Source organism: Janthinobacterium sp. 35 (genome assembly GCF_002754575.1).
Taxonomy (GTDB): Bacteria; Pseudomonadota; Gammaproteobacteria; order Burkholderiales; family Burkholderiaceae_D; genus Janthinobacterium; species Janthinobacterium tructae.
Genome location: NZ_PEFN01000001.1, coordinates 3224450 through 3240292 on the forward strand (window position 1 = coordinate 3224450; position 15843 = coordinate 3240292).

18 protein-coding genes are annotated in these 15843 nt (G+C 61.4%); 12 read left to right on the plus strand and 6 right to left on the minus strand.

The features are described 5' to 3' along the window. The first annotated feature begins 215 nt into the window (after positions 1-215). The 7 genes from recA to CLU93_RS14365 all read left to right on the plus strand — a co-directional run bounded on the left by recA (position 216) and on the right by CLU93_RS14365 (position 7277). Positions 216-1316: a recombinase RecA gene (gene recA / locus CLU93_RS14335; protein WP_096238005.1), complete on the plus strand. Its 1101-nt coding sequence runs from the start codon at positions 216-218 to the stop codon at positions 1314-1316. 203 nt (positions 1317-1519) lie between these two features. Beyond that, on the plus strand, positions 1520-1975 hold the full coding sequence (gene recX, locus CLU93_RS14340; RefSeq protein WP_099761990.1) for a recombination regulator RecX: 456 nt from the start codon (positions 1520-1522) through the stop codon (positions 1973-1975). A gap of 95 nt (positions 1976-2070) precedes the next feature. Then, positions 2071-3609 carry a class I SAM-dependent methyltransferase gene (locus CLU93_RS14345; protein ID WP_099761991.1) on the plus strand — a complete coding sequence of 513 codons (1539 nt, stop codon included), beginning with the start codon at positions 2071-2073 and terminating at the stop codon, positions 3607-3609. Positions 3610-3748: 139 nt separating this feature from the next. After that, entirely contained in the window at positions 3749-4459 is a 711-nt protein-coding gene (locus CLU93_RS14350; RefSeq protein ID WP_373629848.1) for a DUF2889 domain-containing protein, read from the plus strand. 75 nt (positions 4460-4534) lie between these two features. Beyond that, a complete protein-coding gene (sucC, locus tag CLU93_RS14355) occupies positions 4535-5704 on the plus strand; it encodes an ADP-forming succinate--CoA ligase subunit beta (RefSeq protein WP_099761992.1) in 1170 nt (389 codons plus the stop codon). Positions 5705-5717: 13 nt separating this feature from the next. Next, entirely contained in the window at positions 5718-6599 is an 882-nt protein-coding gene (sucD, locus tag CLU93_RS14360; protein WP_071075329.1) for a succinate--CoA ligase subunit alpha, read from the plus strand. Positions 6600-6812: 213 nt separating this feature from the next. Then, on the plus strand, positions 6813-7277 hold the full coding sequence (locus tag CLU93_RS14365) for a pilin (protein WP_099761993.1): 465 nt from the start codon (positions 6813-6815) through the stop codon (positions 7275-7277). Between the two features lie 21 nt (positions 7278-7298). Here the strand turns inward: CLU93_RS14365 and CLU93_RS14370 are convergent, their stop codons facing one another. Then, entirely contained in the window at positions 7299-8021 is a 723-nt protein-coding gene (locus CLU93_RS14370; RefSeq protein WP_099761994.1) for a flagellar brake protein, read from the minus strand. Between the two features lie 163 nt (positions 8022-8184). Here CLU93_RS14370 and CLU93_RS14375 point away from each other — a divergent pair, with 163 nt between their 5' ends. Beyond that, positions 8185-8565 carry a DUF6713 family protein gene (locus CLU93_RS14375; protein WP_099761995.1) on the plus strand — a complete coding sequence of 127 codons (381 nt, stop codon included), beginning with the start codon at positions 8185-8187 and terminating at the stop codon, positions 8563-8565. Here CLU93_RS14375 and moaC read toward each other — a convergent pair whose 3' ends face one another. Continuing rightward, the gene (gene moaC, locus CLU93_RS14380) at positions 8566-9072 is read right to left on the minus strand and encodes a cyclic pyranopterin monophosphate synthase MoaC (RefSeq protein WP_034746095.1); all 507 of its coding nucleotides are present in this window, start codon (positions 9070-9072) and stop codon (positions 8566-8568) included. It lies immediately after the preceding gene. A gap of 164 nt (positions 9073-9236) precedes the next feature. On the opposite strand from moaC, the gene CLU93_RS14385 reads away from it, so the two are divergent. Further along, positions 9237-10826: a M48 family metalloprotease gene (locus tag CLU93_RS14385; protein ID WP_099761996.1), complete on the plus strand. Its 1590-nt coding sequence runs from the start codon at positions 9237-9239 to the stop codon at positions 10824-10826. A 3-nt stretch (positions 10827-10829) separates the two neighbouring features. Here CLU93_RS14385 and CLU93_RS14390 read toward each other — a convergent pair whose 3' ends face one another. Genes CLU93_RS14390 through CLU93_RS14405 form a run of 4 tightly spaced genes read right to left on the minus strand, consistent with a single transcriptional unit; the run spans position 10830 to position 13116 of the window. Then, positions 10830-11420, minus strand: a complete 591-nt coding sequence (locus CLU93_RS14390; protein WP_099761997.1) for a DUF2946 family protein — start codon at positions 11418-11420, stop codon at positions 10830-10832. Next, positions 11413-12438 (minus strand): YheT family hydrolase, encoded by a 1026-nt coding sequence (locus tag CLU93_RS14395; protein WP_099761998.1) that lies wholly within the window; start codon positions 12436-12438, stop codon positions 11413-11415. The genes CLU93_RS14390 and CLU93_RS14395 overlap by 8 nt, the downstream gene beginning before the upstream one ends. After that, entirely contained in the window at positions 12438-12863 is a 426-nt protein-coding gene (locus CLU93_RS14400; protein WP_099761999.1) for a YybH family protein, read from the minus strand. The genes CLU93_RS14395 and CLU93_RS14400 overlap by 1 nt, the downstream gene beginning before the upstream one ends. A 58-nt stretch (positions 12864-12921) precedes the next feature. Then, a complete protein-coding gene (locus CLU93_RS14405) occupies positions 12922-13116 on the minus strand; it encodes a zinc-finger domain-containing protein (RefSeq protein WP_070220739.1) in 195 nt (64 codons plus the stop codon). A gap of 259 nt (positions 13117-13375) precedes the next feature. Here CLU93_RS14405 and CLU93_RS14410 point away from each other — a divergent pair, with 259 nt between their 5' ends. From CLU93_RS14410 to CLU93_RS14420, 3 genes are all read left to right on the plus strand, one after another. Beyond that, positions 13376-14122, plus strand: coding sequence for an AzlC family ABC transporter permease (locus CLU93_RS14410; protein WP_099762000.1), 747 nt, complete (start codon positions 13376-13378; stop codon positions 14120-14122). Beyond that, positions 14115-14465, plus strand: a complete 351-nt coding sequence (locus tag CLU93_RS14415) for an AzlD domain-containing protein (RefSeq protein ID WP_096237993.1) — start codon at positions 14115-14117, stop codon at positions 14463-14465. The genes CLU93_RS14410 and CLU93_RS14415 overlap by 8 nt, the downstream gene beginning before the upstream one ends. A gap of 77 nt (positions 14466-14542) precedes the next feature. Continuing rightward, a complete protein-coding gene (locus tag CLU93_RS14420) occupies positions 14543-15754 on the plus strand; it encodes a phosphoglycerate kinase (RefSeq protein ID WP_099762001.1) in 1212 nt (403 codons plus the stop codon). Positions 15755-15843: the final 89 nt, after the last annotated feature.

Genomic DNA, 15843 nt, shown 5'->3' on the forward strand with positions numbered 1-15843 from the left:
TGAAGTGTGTATTGTGTTTCATTTTCCGCAAGGTGGATAGTTTTTGTGAAAAACCAGGGTTGTATTGATCTGTTTCAAAACAAATCCACGTTCCGCTTGCATTGATCACTGTTTTTTTATACAGTACTGTCTGTGTAAAGAATTTAACCCACTGGCGCTATCGCAGGCTGCAGGATTCAACTGGATTCGCAACTGTAGAACGGCTGAAAGAACATATGGACGATAAAAAAGCTGTAGTACCCGCATCGGAAAAAGCCAAGGCGCTCGCCGCCGCACTGGCGCAGATCGAGAAGCAGTTTGGCAAAGGTTCGGTCATGCGCATGGATGCCAGCGCGGTGATCGAAGAAGTGCAAGTCGTGTCGACCGGTTCGCTCGGCCTCGATATCGCGCTGGGCGTAGGCGGCTTGCCGCGCGGCCGCGTGGTGGAAATCTACGGTCCTGAATCGTCGGGTAAAACCACCTTGACCCTGCAAACCATTGCTGAAATGCAAAAACTCGGCGGCACGTGCGCCTTTATCGATGCCGAGCACGCGCTCGACGTCGGTTACGCGCAAAAGCTGGGTGTTAACCTGCACGAATTGCTGATCTCGCAACCGGACACGGGCGAGCAGGCACTGGAAATCTGCGACGCCCTCGTGCGTTCGGGCAGCGTCGACCTGGTCGTCATCGACTCCGTGGCCGCACTGACGCCACGCGCCGAGATCGAAGGCGACATGGGCGACTCGCTGCCAGGCTTGCAAGCGCGTCTGATGTCGCAAGCCCTGCGTAAATTGACCGGTTCCATCAACCGCACCAATACCCTGGTCATCTTCATCAACCAGATCCGCATGAAGATCGGCGTGATGTTCGGCAGCCCTGAAACCACCACCGGCGGCAATGCGCTGAAATTCTACGCCTCCGTGCGCCTCGATATCCGCCGCACCGGCTCGATCAAGTCCGGCGATGAAGTGATTGGCAACGAAACCAAGGTCAAGGTCGTCAAGAACAAGATCGCGCCACCGTTCAAGGAAGCGCACTTCGACATCCTGTACGGCGCCGGCACCTCGCGCGAAGGCGAAATCCTGGACCTGGGCTCGGATGCCAAGATCGTGGAAAAATCCGGTTCGTGGTACAGCTACAACGGCGAACGCATCGGCCAGGGCAAGGACAACGCCCGCGCCTTCCTGCAAGAGCGTCCGGCGCTGGCCCGCGAAATCGAAAACAAGGTCCGCGCGTCGCTGGGCGTGCGCGAACTGCCACCGCTGGCTGCTGAAAAGCCGGAAAAAGCGGATAAAGCCGCCGACAAGGCTGCCAAGGCGGAAGCCAAGGCAGAGTAGGTCGGATTGGCGCGGCAAAGCCGTGCGTAATCCGACAACACCACAGACGTCAACAATGTTGTCGGATTACGGCCCAAGGGGCCTGATCCGACCTACGCATGGCTTGCCGCAAGGTAGGACCCTGATCGCCGTCCCGCGCTGTTGCGCCGGGCGGCGATTGTGTTTGGGTGCTGTGATCGTGGAATGAAAGACAAGGTGGGTGTATGGCTGCAGTACAACTAAGCCTGAAGGGCAGGGCGCTCCGCTTTCTGTCGATGCGCGAGCATAGCCGCATGGAATTGCGGCGCAAGCTGCAGCGCCATGCGCAGGAAGGCGATGATGTGGAAGCCTTGCTCGACAGCCTGGAGCAAGCCAACTGGCTGTCGCAGGAGCGCTTTTCCGAATCGCTGATCCATCGCCGCTCGGCCCGTTTCGGCAATAGCCGCATCATGGCGGAATTGCAAAGCCATGGCATAGGCGGTGAGGCGCTGCAGGAACTCAAGGCGGGCCTGGCCGAAGGCGAGACCGCGCGCGCCTGCGAAGTGTGGCGCCGCAAATTCGGTGAAGTGGCGCAGGATGCCGAACAGCGCAACAAGCAGGTGCGCTTCCTGATGCAACGCGGCTTTTCGCAGCGCGCCGTGCAGGTGGCCTTGAAAGGCCTGGAGCCCGACGATGAGTAATATTTATTAACTTGACAGCAAGGATCAGTTATTCTGCCTAATTGCTGCTGCGCATGTTGCGTCCCAGCTTTTTTACTTGATATACGGGACACCTGATGAGCGCTTGGCATGCCGGCTACACGGCCGAAACCGCATACACTTACGGCTATTACACGGAATTGAACCCCTTGCGCATACAGTTGTTGCTGCTGAGCTGGGGCATACAGCCGCCGAAGGTCAGCACCGCATGCGAACTGGGCTTTGGCCAGGGCATGACCGTCAATATCCATGCCGCAGCGTCCGGCACACGCTGGTATGGCACCGATTTCAATCCGGCCCAGACTGCCTTTGCGCAGGAACTGGCCGAGGTCTCCGGCAATGGCGCCGTGCTGTCGGAACAATCGTTCCAGGATTTTTGCGCCCGCAGCGACCTGCCTGACTTCGATTTCATCGCCCTGCACGGTATCTGGAGCTGGATCTCGCCGGAAAACCAGGCGCATATCAGCGACTTCCTGGCGCGCAAGCTCAAGCCGGGCGGCGTGCTGTACATCAGCTACAACACGCAGGCGGGCTGGGCGGCGATGGCGCCGATCCGCGACCTGATGGAGCAGCACAGCCGCGTGCTGAGTGCGCCGGGGCAGGACTCCCTGACGCGCGTGGGCAGCGCGCTATCCTTCGTCAACCGCATGATGGAGACCAAGCCGCGCTACCTGCTGGCCAATCCCACCATTGCGCTAAGGTTGCAGCAGCTCAGCGAGCAGGATCCGAATTATCTGTCCCACGAATACTTCAATCATTACTGGCAACCGGTATCGTTTTCGGCCATCAAGCCGGTGCTGGCAGGGGGCAAGCTCGAGTTTGCCGGTTCGGCTGCCTACTCCGATCATGTTGCCCCGCTCAATTTCTCGCCCGAACACCTGGCTTTCCTGGCGCAGATTCCGGATGCCACTTTCCGCGAAAACACCGCCGATTTTCTGCTGAACCGGCAGTTTCGCCAGGATTACTGGGTCAAGGGCAGTCGCAAGCTGAGCGCCCATGAACAGGCTGCCGCACTGCGCGCCATACGCATCCTGCTGGTGGCGCCGGTCGAGCAGATCACCATGAAGGTGACGGGCGCCTTGGGCGAGGCCGACCTGGACCCGGCCGTGTATGGCCCCCTGCTGGAACTGCTCGGTGACGGCAAGCCGCATACCATAGCCGAACTGCAACAGCGTTTGCCCGCCGGCCTGGCTGACCTGGGCAGCCTGCTGCAGATGCTGCTGGTGCTGGCGCATAAAGCCTGCATCTCGCCGGTACAGGATGACGCCGTGATCGCATTGGCGCGGCCGGCCACGGCCAGGCTGAACCGGCATCTGCTGGAAAAGGCCCTGGGCCGCACCGACCTGGCCGCATTGGCCAGCCCGGTGACGGGCGGTGGTGTCGGTGTGTTGCATCTGCAACAGTTGTTCCTGCTGGCCAGACTGGAAGGGCATCTGGAGGCCGACGCCTGGGCGGCATTTGCCTGGCAGGCTTTGCGCGCACTGCAGCAAACCATGGTACGCAATGGCACAGTGCTGACGACGGACGAAGACAACCTGGCTGAATTGGACGTGCAGGCGGAAAGCTTCCGCGTCACCGTACTGCCCATCCTGCAGGCGCTGGGCGTGGCCGATTGATGCTGAGGCCGAAACACCTCGCGGCATGACGATGGTAGTGATTTTTATGATATCAATCATTTGTTTCGTGAATGACTTCATGAAAATCACTGTTTTCTATTTATAATTTGAAATGTTTTTAACGATGCAATGAAAAATTATGTTGCGGCGCAACCTGCGCGCAATGTGCTACACTTTTAGGGTTTTTGCGGCGCCGCAGGTGCGGTTGCTGTTCGTAGAAGCTGCGAACGGCGTGCTTTATGCACATGGCTGCTTACTAAATTTTGGCCGCGCAAGCGGCATCGGTCTTATGCCCCTGTCAACTCCCGTATCCCGGCGCGCCCTACGGCACTCCCGCGTTATCGACGTCCAAGCGTATGTGCGCGACGACGGCCTGTGGGATATTGACGCCCGTATCACTGATATCAAAAGCTATGACGCGACCCTGGCCTCTGGCCCCCGTCCCGCCGGCACTCCCCTGCATGACCTCCATTTACGCATTACCGTCGATCGCGAACTGACCATCGTCGAGGCCGAAGCCGCCTCCGATGCCGTGCCCTATCCCGGTTTTTGCGATACCATCGGCCCCGCTTACAGTGCGCTGATCGGTTTGAATTTATTGAAGAATTTCCGCCGCGACTTGAAACAGCGCCTGGCGGGAATCGCTGGCTGTACCCATTTGACGGAACTGGCGCAAGTCTTGCCGACTGCGACGGTTCAGGCATTTGCCGGCGATGTCTGGTCGACCCGTGACGGTGAGAATGCTGATTTGTCGCATGAAAAGCCGTTTCAACTCGACAAGTGTCACGCCTTGCGCACCGATGGCGGGGCAGTTGCACAGTACTACCCGCGCTGGGTAGCCAAAGCGTGACCCCGGCGCTGTATTTCCTGTTTTTTTGCACCACTAACCGTATTTTTACAAATCAGTATCAGAAGGGAAGCCAGCATGAAAATCCATGAGTATCAAGCCAAAGAAATCCTCCGGCAATTCGGAGTGACGGTACCACGCGGCATTCCGTGCATGTCCGTCGACGAGGCAGTCAAGGCCGCGGAAACCCTGGGCGGCCCGGTATGGGTCGTCAAGGCGCAGATCCACGCAGGTGGCCGCGGCAAGGGCGGCGGCGTGAAAGTGGCAAAATCGATCGAACAGGTCAAAGAATACGCTGACCAGATCATGGGCATGCAGCTGATCACGCACCAGACCAGCGCCGAAGGCCAGAAAGTCAACCGCCTGCTGGTGGAAGAAGGCGCCGACATCAAACAAGAACTGTACGTTTCGCTGGTCACCGACCGCGTTACCCAGAAAATCGTCCTGATGGCTTCGTCCGAAGGCGGCATGGACATCGAAGAAGTGGCCGAGAGCCACCCTGAGAAGATCCACCACGTCACCATCGAGCCTAGCGTCGGCCTGACCGATGCCCAGGCAGACGACATCGCCGCCAAAATCGGCGTGCCTGCCGGTTCGATCGCTGACGCCCGCGTCAACCTGCAAGGCCTGTACAAAGCCTACTGGGAAACCGATTGCTCGCTGGCCGAGATCAACCCGCTGATCGTCACCGGCAGCGGCAAAGTCATCGCCCTGGACGCCAAGTTCAACTTTGACCCGAACGCCCTGTTCCGTCACCCGGAAATCATCGCCCTGCGCGATCTGGACGAAGAAGATCCAGCTGAAATCGAAGCGTCGAAATTCGACCTCGCCTACATCTCGCTCGACGGCAACATCGGTTGCCTGGTGAACGGCGCCGGCCTGGCCATGGCCACCATGGACACGATCAAACTGTTCGGCGGCGAGCCAGCCAACTTCCTCGACGTCGGCGGCGGTGCCACGGCAGAAAAAGTGACCGAAGCGTTCAAGATCATGCTGAAAAACCCAGGCCTGAAAGCCATCCTGGTGAACATTTTCGGCGGCATCATGCGTTGCGACGTGATCGCCGAAGGCGTCATCGCCGCGGTGAAAGCCGTTTCGCTGAACGTACCGCTGGTGGTGCGCATGAAGGGCACCAACGAAGATCTGGGCAAAAAGATGCTGGCCGATTCCGGTCTGCCTATCATCGCAGCCGACACCATGGAAGATGCAGCCAAGAGCGTCGTTGCCGCTGCTGCCGGTCAAGCTTAATTAAGGAATCAACATGTCCATTCTGATCAATAAAGATACCAAAGTCGTTACCCAAGGGATCACCGGCAAGACCGGCCAGTTCCACACCCGCGGTTGCCGCGACTACGCGAACGGCAAAGCTGCCTTCGTGGCAGGCGTGAACCCGAAGAAAGCCGGCGAAGACTTCGAAGGCATTCCTATTTTCGCTAGCGTCACCGAAGCGAAACAAGAAACCGGCGCCAACGTTTCCGTGATCTACGTGCCGCCAGCAGGCGCGGCAGCGGCGATCTGGGAAGCTGTCGAAGCTGAAATGGATCTGGCCATTTGCATCACCGAAGGCATTCCTGTACGTGACATGATGGCCTTGAAAGACCGCATGGCCAAGTCGGGCAGCAAAACGCTGCTGCTGGGCCCTAACTGCCCAGGCTTGATCACGCCAGACGAAATCAAGATCGGCATCATGCCAGGTCACATCCATAAAAAGGGCCGCATCGGCGTGGTATCGCGTTCGGGTACCCTGACCTATGAAGCAGTCGGTCAATTGACCGCACTGGGCCTGGGCCAATCGTCGGCAGTCGGCATCGGCGGCGACCCGATCAACGGTCTGAAGCACATCGACATCATGAAGATGTTCAATGATGATCCAGATACCGACGCGGTCATCATGATCGGCGAAATCGGCGGTCCGGACGAAGCCAATGCGGCGTATTGGATCAAAGACAACATGAAAAAACCGGTCGTCGGCTTCATCGCTGGCGTGACCGCTCCTCCAGGCAAGCGCATGGGCCACGCCGGCGCGCTGATCTCGGGCGGTGCCGATACGGCACAAGCCAAGCTGGAAATCATGGAAGCTTGCGGCATCACCGTGACCAAAAACCCGTCGGAAATGGCGCGTCTGCTGAAAGCCATGCTGTAATTTCAGCCTGGTCACCGCAGTACCAAAAAGGAGCTTCGGCTCCTTTTTTTTGTCCGCAAGACAGGCCGCTGCCCGGCCTGGGCCGACGCAACTGGTCCGAAGCTGCCCAAAAGTGTCGCTTTTCTTTCCACGGATGCCGCCGCTGCCCGGGCGCGCCGCTGGCATGGCGCTTGCACCGTACCCGCCGTGAGCAATGCACCATGGGAGGCGACGATGCGCGCGCAGAGCGGATTTACCCTGATAGAACTGATGATCGTGGTGGCCATCGCCGGCATCCTGGCGGCCGTGGCCATTCCCCAGTACGGCGACTATACGATGCGGGCCAAGGTCGGTAACGTGCTGGCGGCGGCCGCACCGCTGAAGACCGCCGTGGCCCTGTGCGTGCAGGAAAACGGAGGCTTGGCGACCGCCTGCAGCACGCCCACCGAGGCCGTGCCCAGTGCCATTCCCCTATTTAGCCCGACGCGCGAAGTGGCCAGCGCCAAGGTCGACAAGGGCGATATCGAGCTGACCCTGGCGGGCGACCTGGGCAGCGGCTTGGGCGGCCAGACGGTGAACATGGCGTTGCAGCTCGGCACCAGCAGCCTGACCTGGTTCAACAGCACCAGCGTGACGAATGCGGCGGCGAAGGAAGCCCTTACCAGGAACAATATTCCCAAGGTGGTGGCGACGCAGTGAGCGGCGCCTGGCGCGCCCGTGTCAGACGATTTTTTGCCGGTCCGCGATCAGCGCTTCATAGGTGAGGTTTTGCAGCAAGGTGTAGTGGGTCGGTTCCAGGTCGATGAATTGCACGCCATACGTATAGATTTCGGCGACCTCGGCCGCCTTGCCATTTGACGGCTTGCCCACGCTGACGTTCTGGATGCGCGCGCGCGTATTGACGCGCATCTGATGCTTGTTCGGCTGCACCAGCAGGGTAAAACTGAGCGCGACGCCCTCGTCGTCCGGCGTGAGCATGCTGGGCGCCTCGATCAGCGCCCCCGAGACGCTGAGGTTGACGATGAACACGGGCACGGCCGCCACGTCGCGGTAGCTCAGCTGCGCCGGAATGTCCACCTTCACGCGCATGGCCGTGCGCAGGCTGGTGCCCTGGATGGCGTCGGGAAAGCTCAGGTGCACATAATTGAGGGGGCGGCCAAAGATGCGCAGCACGCTGCAGGCAAACGAACACACGGTGACGCCGGAAAACACGCGGATGGTCAGCTTGTCGCCCTCGTTGAGCACGATGGACGCACCGTTTTCCATGGGGATCTTGACGATCAGGTACTCGTCTTTCACGTAGCCGATCAGGGTCGAGAAATGCTGGATCGGTTTGATGGTGCGATGCGTGATGAACTGGATGCGTCCCCCCACCTGCAGATTCATCGCCTCGAATTCGAAGTCCTGGAGCTTGCTTTCCGCGGCGGGCTTGTTGCTAGTCATGCGATGCTCATCTCGATATTGTCGAATCGCAGTATGCATGATTTCTTGATGAAAAAGCACTTATATCAATGAAATTCATATTCGCATAGAAAAATCCCCTGTGCGCGTGCCGGCGCGCGGCTCTGGCTTTACAATTGCATTAATATTGACGAATGTAAATCTTATGCCACGCAGCTACTTCTGGACCATGTTGTTCCTGATCCTGCATCAAATCGACGCTGCCTACTGGAAAGAGTGGGAAATGTTTCATGTGCCGGGCGGCGTGCAGGGTTTCCTGGTGTTTAACCTGGCAGCGATTGCCCTGGTATTGGTCGGTTACCGGCACGTGCTGCTGGCCACCCCGCGGGCGGTCCTGTACGCTTGTGTGTGCGCCGTGCTGGGCGTGGGAACGTGTCTGATCCACGCCGGCTTTGCGCTGGCGGGGATGGAACAATTCCACTTGCCCCTGTCCGTGGCCATCATCGTGCTGTGCCTGGCCAGTGCCTTCTGGCTGTTGTGCGACGTGCGCCGCGTCCTGGGCCCGCGGGCGCGCCAGGCAGCATAGTTACACCTCGGCGTGCCAATCGCCCGACTTGCCGCCATGTTTTTCCAGCACGCGCACGTTGGTCATGACCATGCCCCGGTCGACTGCCTTGCACATGTCATAAATCGTCAGCAAACCGATCTGCACGGAAGTGAGCGCTTCCATTTCCACGCCCGTCTTGCCGGTCGTGTCGACTTGGGCGCGGCAGTGCACGCTGTTGGCTGCTTCATCCACTTCGAAGTCAACGGTGACGCGGGTGAGCGCCAGCGGGTGGCACAGCGGAATCAGGTCGCTGGTGCGCTTGGCGCCCATGATGGCGGCGATGCGGGCGATGCCCAGCACGTCGCCCTTTTTCGCATTGCCGGAAATGATCAAGGCAAGGGTGGCGGGCTGCATGCGGATGGTGCCGGCGGCCACGGCGCTGCGGCGCGTGTCTTCCTTGCTGCCCACGTCGACCATATGGGCCTGGCCCGTGGCGTCGAAATGGGTCAGTTCTCCGGCGGGGGCTTGCTTGTCTGCTGTTGTCATGGCGTCAAAATAGGTGAGGAGTGGGGCGCGGCACGCGTGGGAATGGGCGCCGCTAACAAGGTATGATAGCACCCGTGAATTCAAAAACTCCCCTTCCGATCGTCCGTGAAAACACCGCTGCGGCATGGCGGTGCCGCTCCCGCTCCCGCTCCCGGTGCGCATCCATGCTCGCTGCATTGTGGCTGGCCGCGCCGTTTGCGCTGGCGCAAACCTATACGTCTGCACCGGTGGTGGCGGCGGCCAGCACGCCGGCCAAGCCGGCCGGCAGCTGGACGCCGCTGGCCGTGCCGCCAGCGCCGAACTTGCCGAATCTGGGCGATACCTCGCGCGAAGACCTGTCGCCGGCGATGGAGCGCAAGATCGGCGAGGAGATCATGCGTGGCATCCGCGGCGACCGCGACTACCTCGACGATGCCCCGCTGCTGGAATACCTGAATACTTTCGGCAACGCCCTCGTGGCGGCGCGCCCCAGCGTGCGCGGCGAAACGAATTACGACTATTTCTTCTTTGCCGTGCGCGATCCCCAGTTGAACGCGTTTGCCTTGCCCGGCGGCTTCATCGGCGTGCATTCGGCGCTGGTGCTGGCGGCGCAAACGGAGGCGGAACTGGCGTCCGTGCTGTCGCACGAGATCGGCCACGTGGCGCAGCGCCACATCGCGCGCATGCTGGGCCAGCAGCGCCAGGATGCCCTGATGCCGCTGGCGGCCATGCTGCTGGCGGCGCTCGCGTCGCGCGCGGGCGGCGACGTGGCCATGGGCGTGTTTGCTGCCGGCCAGGGCCTGGCCATCCAGCGCCAGCTCAACTTCGGCCGCGACGCCGAACGCGAGGCCGACCGCATCGGTTTCCAGATCATGGGCGAAGCCGGTTTCGACACCACCGGCATGGTGGCCTTCTTTGGCCGCATGCAGGCGGCCAGCCGCTCATACAGCGACCTGATGCCCGCCTATCTGCAGACCCACCCGCTGACGACGGAGCGCATCGCCGACATCCAGGCGCGCATCCGCGAGCAGCCCTACAAGCAGCGTCCGGACAGCCTGAGTTTCCACCTGGCCCGTGCGCGTGCCCGCGTGCTGCAGGATGAAAACGTGCAAGGCCTGTTGAATGCCAAGGCCGTCTTCAAGACGCAGCTGGAACAGCAAAGCCGCTTCCAGGTGGTGGCAGCCCATTACGGCTTGTCCTTTGTCGCCGTCAAGCAGGGCAAGCCGCTTGATGCGCAGAAGGAACTCGACGCCGCCAATGCGGCACTGCACCAGCCGGCCGGGCCGAATGTGTTTACCTCGGGCGGCACGCAGGCGCCGAACTCGCTGCTGGCGGCGATGGGGCTGGAAGTGCTGTTGATGCCGGCGCAGAAGAAGGAAGTGGCGCAGCAAGCGTTGACGGCAGCCGATGCGGCGCGCCAGCAGTTTCCCCTCTCGCGCGGCATTGCCCATCAGTATGCGGAAGCGCTGATGGCTGCCGGCAAGCTGGAACAGGCTACCTTGTATCTGCGTGACCAGGTGCAGCTCTACAAGGAAGAGCCGGAACTGTACGATTTATTGGCGAAAGCCTATGCGGACCAGGGCAAGATGACCTTGCAGCACATGGCGCTGGCCGAATCCTACGTGCTGCAGGGCGCCACCATGGCCGCGCTTGACCAGCTGACCATCGCCCGCAAATCGACGGACGCGACCTTTTATGACCAGGCCGTGATCGATGCGCGCGAGCGCGAACTGCAGGAAAAGCGCCGCGAACAGATCAAGGACCAGAAGGGGTAGCCCTTATTCGGCTTGCGGCAGCGGCTGGAAGCCGAAGGTGGGCGGTACGCTGGCATAGGCCAGCGGCTGCACGGCAATCTCCTTGCCGTCATGCAATAACATCAAGTTGCCCTGCCCCTTTTCCAGCCAGGCCAGCAAGGCCTCGTCGCCGGCCGCCTGTCCGTCGACGCGCAGCGCTGGCAGCACGTGCGCCATGTCGCGGTCGTCGACCTGTGCCACGATATGATCGTTGCGCAAGATCAGCGCGCCGTTGTCGCACAGATACGCCGCCTCGATGGCCGCCAGCGGCGCGCCCGTCTGCAAGACAAAACCGTGCTGCGGATCGCTGCGGGCGATGTACGGCGTCGCTTCCAGGTTCACGTACACGCGCTGCGGGCCATTCTGGAAAAACCAGCAGCCCCGGTCGTCATGGTCGTAATTGCGGTTGATAAATCCCAGCAGCGCTGCATGAGCGATCTTGTCGCCGGGCAGTTGTTGCTGTTGCGCCTGCTGGTCGCGCATGCGCCAGTGGCCGCGCGCGTCCAGGCCCAGCCAGCCGTAGCAGTGGGGCACGTTCGGCCATTTGGCCAGCGCCTGTTTGACGAGTTCATCCATGTGGTGCGTTTTCCATGTGAGTGCGTGCCCCGCCAGCCTGACAGCTTTGCGGGGAAGAGGGCGCCGTGTTGCCGCCTTCAAAAAAATGGATCAGGCGCTGCGGCAGCCAGCGTGTGCTTCCCGGCAACTTGCCAGCGGCAAAGCCGACATGGCCGCCGTGGCGCGGATATTCGAGCGTGACCTGCGGCGCGGCGCTGCGCGGCAGGAAGCGCCCGGGCAGGAAAGGGTCGTTCTGGGCATTGAGCACCAGGGTCGGCACGGTGATGTCCTGCAAGACGTGCTTGGCGCTGGCGCGGTGCCAGTAATCGTCGGCGTCGCGGTAGCCGTGCAGCGGCGCCGTGACGACATTGTCGAAGGCGTGCAAGTCGCGCGCGGCCAGCATGGCATCGCGCGCAAACAGGCCGGGAAATTGTTCCAGCTTGGCCAGGCACTTGGGTTTGAGTGTGTTCAAAAACATGCGCGTGTAGAGCCGGTTGGCGCCGCGTGACAATGCCTTGCCCCCTTGCGCCAGGTCCAGCGGCGCGGACACGGCCGCGGCCGCATCGATGAAATCGGCCTGGTGCTGCGACTGGCCCAGCCAGCACAGCAAGGCGTTGCCGCCCAGCGACACGCCGGCCGCGTAAAACTTGCCCGTGGCACGAGGACGCAGCTGGCGCAGTACCCAGTCGACTTCCTGCGCATCGCCTGAATGGTAGAAGCGCGGCGCCAGGTTGGCTTCGCCCGAGCAGCCGCGAAAATGCGGCACGGCGCCCGACCAGCCGCGCGCCGCCACTTCGCTCATCAGGGCGCGCGCGTAATGGCTGTTCGACGAGCCTTCCAGGCCGTGGAACAGCACCACAAAGGGCTGGCCCGGCTGGCCGTCGACCAGGTCGACGTCGACGAAGTCGCCATCGGGCGCTTGCCAGCGTTCGCGGCGGAAGGCCACGGCCGGCTTGGCGAGGCACACGGCGGGATAAATCGTCTGCGCATGGCCGCCAGGCAGCCACAGCGGGGCGGTATAGGAAAGAAGCAAGGACATCAGTGCAAGATCTGCGTTCCCGTGGCGTCGGCCGGCGCGCCGCCGGGGGCGACGGAGGCGTGGTGCAGCACGATGCGCCAGCCGCGCGGCGTCTTGACGTACACATTTGTCGCCAGCAGATGCGCCGGGCCGCCTTCTTCGGCGGTGATGCCTTCGATCACCGTGTGCACCGAGCTCATCAAATTGTGCGTTTCATGCAGCTGCGCCGGTACGATGTGCAGGCCGCCGGCCGTCAAAATGGTTTCCCACGAGGCGCGGATGGCGGCATGGCCGATCAGGCGTGTGCCGCCCGGGTGGATGCAGACGATTTCTTCATCGTCGGCCCATAGCGCCATCAGCGCTTCGAGGTCGGCGCGGTGCAAGGCATCGTAGAAAGCCGCTTCGACTTCGGCGGCGCTGCCATTGAGTTCTTTCAGACGTTTCATGACGACTCCTGGCTGGTACAAATAAAAACGGCGCGCTGGGGGCGCGCCGCTGGGCAGTTTAGTGATGGCCGGCGCTGGCGCCTTCCTTCAGGGTATACGCCGTGCCGCAGTAGGGGCACTTGGCGATACCGTCTTTGTTGAATTCCAGAAACACGCGCGGATGCGACGACCACAGCGGCATGGCCGGGTTAGGGCAGTGGGCTGGCAAGTCTTTACCGTCGAGTTCGACCGCTGGCTGGGTGGTTTTTGTCATCTTGTCATGCTCCGTGAGGCTGTATGGAAGGAAGTCGGCTGCTGCCAAAAGCACGATTTTAACGGATTCAGGCAGACAGCAAAAATCATGGCTAAAATGGCGGCTCGATCATCTGCGGCTGCGGCGCGGTTTTTTTGCGGAAAGATGGCAGCTGCAGCGCCACACTGACTGGATTTGCCTTGCCGGTATCACCGTTGCCGCCCTTGTCGCCATGCACCATTGTTGTGCAGTTACCACACTCAGCCTGCCGGAGGGGCGCATGAACACCCGCGTTAACGCCGTCCCGGCCGCCAAGGATGACGCCTTGCTGAAAGACGCCTGGCGCGCCGGCCTGAACCTGGGCGCGCCCACCCTGCTGGGCATCGCCGCCTGGGGCATGGTGGTGGGCGTGGCCATGGTGAAAAGCGGTCTGACGGTAGCGCAGGCGGGGGCGATGACCCTGTTCGTGTTTGCCGGCTCGGCCCAGCTCGCCTCCCTGCCGCTACTGGCCGCGCAGGCGCCCGTGTGGGTGATCTTCGCCACGGCGCTCGTCGTCAATTTGCGTTTTGTCATCTTTTCCGTGCTGCTGGCCCCGCATTTTTCCCATCTGCCGTGGCGCCAGCGCTTTGCGCTCGGCTATGTGGCGGGCGACATCACGGTGGGCCTGTTCCTGCAGCGCTACCCCCATGAAACGCCGGACCCGGCCAAGCTGCCCTTCCTCAAGGGACTGATTTACCCCAACTGGCTGGCCTGGCAAATCGGTTCCTTCATCGGCATCGTGCTGGGCGCCGTCGTGCCGGCCGAATGGGGGCTGGGTTTTGCCGGCACCCTGGCGATCCTGTGCGTGACGGTGCCGCTGATCCTCAGCCGCGCCGCCCTGTGCGGCGTGCTGGTGGCGGGCACGGTGGCCGTGCTGGCGTTTGGCTTGCCATACAAGCTGGGCTTGCTGGTGGCCGTCGTGGTGGGCATGGTCAGCGCCATGGCCGTGGAAGAATTGACCGAGAAATGGAACAAACGCCATGTTTGACGGCATCGATTGGGGCAGGGCCGATGTGTGGATCGCCATCGCCGTGCTGGTGGTGGCCACGGCCGCTACGCGCAGCACCTTCTGGCTGGTCGGCCACCACATCACCATTCCGCGCCGCGTGGGCGAGATGCTGCGCTATGCGCCGGCCTGCGCGCTGGCGGCCATCATCGCGCCCGACATGCTGATGGAGGGGCAGCAAGTGTACTTCGAATTGTCGAATTTGAAACTCTTGTCGGGTATTGCCGCCACGCTCTTTTTCGTGATTCGCCGCAATATGCTGCAAACCATCGTGTTTGGCATGCTGGTTTTCACGGGCTTGCGACTGTTGCATGTTTTTCAGTAAAGCAGGACAAATCGGGGATTTGGTCTGGTCATTGCGGTAAAATAGCGCACTTCCTTCCACTCGTCATCTGGATCGCCATGTCAGCTGTTCTCAACTTCATCCGTCTGCAAGATTTGATCGCCCGAAATGCACTGCAAGGCAAGCGCGTGTTTATCCGCGCCGACCTGAATGTCCCGCAAGATGACAGTGGCAAGATCACTGAAGATACGCGCATCCGCGCTTCGGTGCCGGCCATCCGCGCCGCGCTCGACGCTGGCGCCGCCGTCATGGTGACTTCGCACCTGGGCCGTCCGACGGAAGGCGAGTTCAAGCCTGCCGACAGCCTGGCGCCCGTGGCCGCCCGCTTGTCCGAGTTGCTGGGCCAGGAAGTGGCACTGAAACAAAACTGGATCGATGGCGCCGGCCTGGAAAACCTGGCCGCCGGCCAAGTCGTCCTGCTGGAAAACGTGCGCGTCAACAAGGGCGAAAAGAAAAACAGCGATGAACTGGCGCAAAAAATGGCCAAGCTGTGCGATATCTATGTGAACGATGCGTTCGGCACGGCCCACCGCGCCGAAGCGTCCACGCACGGCATCGCCAAGTTCGCCCCTGTCGCCTGCGCCGGCCCGCTGCTGGCCGCCGAACTCGATGCGCTGGGCAAAGCCTTGCACGCGCCAGCCCGTCCATTGCTGGCCATCGTTGCCGGTTCGAAAGTATCGAGCAAGCTGACCATTTTGAAAGCCCTGTCTGACAAGGTCGATAATCTGATCGTTGGCGGCGGCATTGCCAACACCTTCATGAAAGCTGTTGGCTTGAACGTCGGCAAGTCGCTGGTGGAAGCGGAACTCGTCGAAGAAGCCAAGGCCATCATCGAGATCATGGCCAAGCGCGGCGCGCAAGTGCCGATTCCCGTCGATGTCGTGTGTGCCAAGGAGTTTTCGCCTGCGGCCGCCGCTACCGTCAAGGACGTGGCCGACGTGGCGGACGACGACATGATCCTCGATATCGGCCCGAAAACGGCGGCCCTGCTGGCGCAGCAGATCGCCGCTGCCGGCACCATCGTGTGGAACGGCCCGGTCGGCGTGTTTGAATTCGACCAGTTCGGTCACGGCACCAAGACCCTGGCGCTGGCCATTGCCGAATCGAAAGCGTTCTCGATTGCCGGTGGTGGCGACACCCTGGCGGCGATTGCCAAATACGACATTACCGATAAAATCAGCTATATCTCGACGGGCGGCGGCGCTTTCCTGGAATTCCTGGAAGGCAAGACTTTGCCAGCAGTTGAGATACTGATGCAACGCGCAGGCTGATCCAGCCTGACTGTAGTGCCACCAAGCGCAGCCTGATCGCTGCGCTTTTACCTTGCCGGCTGCTGTCTCAAACCGGCCTTGCTCACCTT

Bases quoted from the DNA above. Each gene is read 5' to 3' on its own strand.
- recA (WP_096238005.1), top strand. From the start codon at position 216: ATGGACGATAAAAAAGCTGTAGTACCCGCATCGGAAAAAGCCAAGGCG.
- recX (WP_099761990.1), top strand. From the start codon at position 1,520: ATGGCTGCAGTACAACTAAGCCTGAAGGGCAGGGCGCTCCGCTTTCTG.
- CLU93_RS14345 (WP_099761991.1), top strand. From the start codon at position 2,071: ATGAGCGCTTGGCATGCCGGCTACACGGCCGAAACCGCATACACTTAC.
- CLU93_RS14350 (WP_373629848.1), top strand. From the start codon at position 3,749: ATGTTGCGGCGCAACCTGCGCGCAATGTGCTACACTTTTAGGGTTTTT.
- sucC (WP_099761992.1), top strand. From the start codon at position 4,535: ATGAAAATCCATGAGTATCAAGCCAAAGAAATCCTCCGGCAATTCGGA.
- sucD (WP_071075329.1), top strand. From the start codon at position 5,718: ATGTCCATTCTGATCAATAAAGATACCAAAGTCGTTACCCAAGGGATC.
- CLU93_RS14365 (WP_099761993.1), top strand. From the start codon at position 6,813: ATGCGCGCGCAGAGCGGATTTACCCTGATAGAACTGATGATCGTGGTG.
- CLU93_RS14370 (WP_099761994.1), bottom strand. From the start codon at position 8,021: ATGACTAGCAACAAGCCCGCCGCGGAAAGCAAGCTCCAGGACTTCGAA.
- CLU93_RS14375 (WP_099761995.1), top strand. From the start codon at position 8,185: ATGCCACGCAGCTACTTCTGGACCATGTTGTTCCTGATCCTGCATCAA.
- moaC (WP_034746095.1), bottom strand. From the start codon at position 9,072: ATGACAACAGCAGACAAGCAAGCCCCCGCCGGAGAACTGACCCATTTC.
- CLU93_RS14385 (WP_099761996.1), top strand. From the start codon at position 9,237: ATGCTCGCTGCATTGTGGCTGGCCGCGCCGTTTGCGCTGGCGCAAACC.
- CLU93_RS14390 (WP_099761997.1), bottom strand. From the start codon at position 11,420: ATGGATGAACTCGTCAAACAGGCGCTGGCCAAATGGCCGAACGTGCCC.
- CLU93_RS14395 (WP_099761998.1), bottom strand. From the start codon at position 12,438: ATGTCCTTGCTTCTTTCCTATACCGCCCCGCTGTGGCTGCCTGGCGGC.
- CLU93_RS14400 (WP_099761999.1), bottom strand. From the start codon at position 12,863: ATGAAACGTCTGAAAGAACTCAATGGCAGCGCCGCCGAAGTCGAAGCG.
- CLU93_RS14405 (WP_070220739.1), bottom strand. From the start codon at position 13,116: ATGACAAAAACCACCCAGCCAGCGGTCGAACTCGACGGTAAAGACTTG.
- CLU93_RS14410 (WP_099762000.1), top strand. From the start codon at position 13,376: ATGAACACCCGCGTTAACGCCGTCCCGGCCGCCAAGGATGACGCCTTG.
- CLU93_RS14415 (WP_096237993.1), top strand. From the start codon at position 14,115: ATGTTTGACGGCATCGATTGGGGCAGGGCCGATGTGTGGATCGCCATC.
- CLU93_RS14420 (WP_099762001.1), top strand. From the start codon at position 14,543: ATGTCAGCTGTTCTCAACTTCATCCGTCTGCAAGATTTGATCGCCCGA.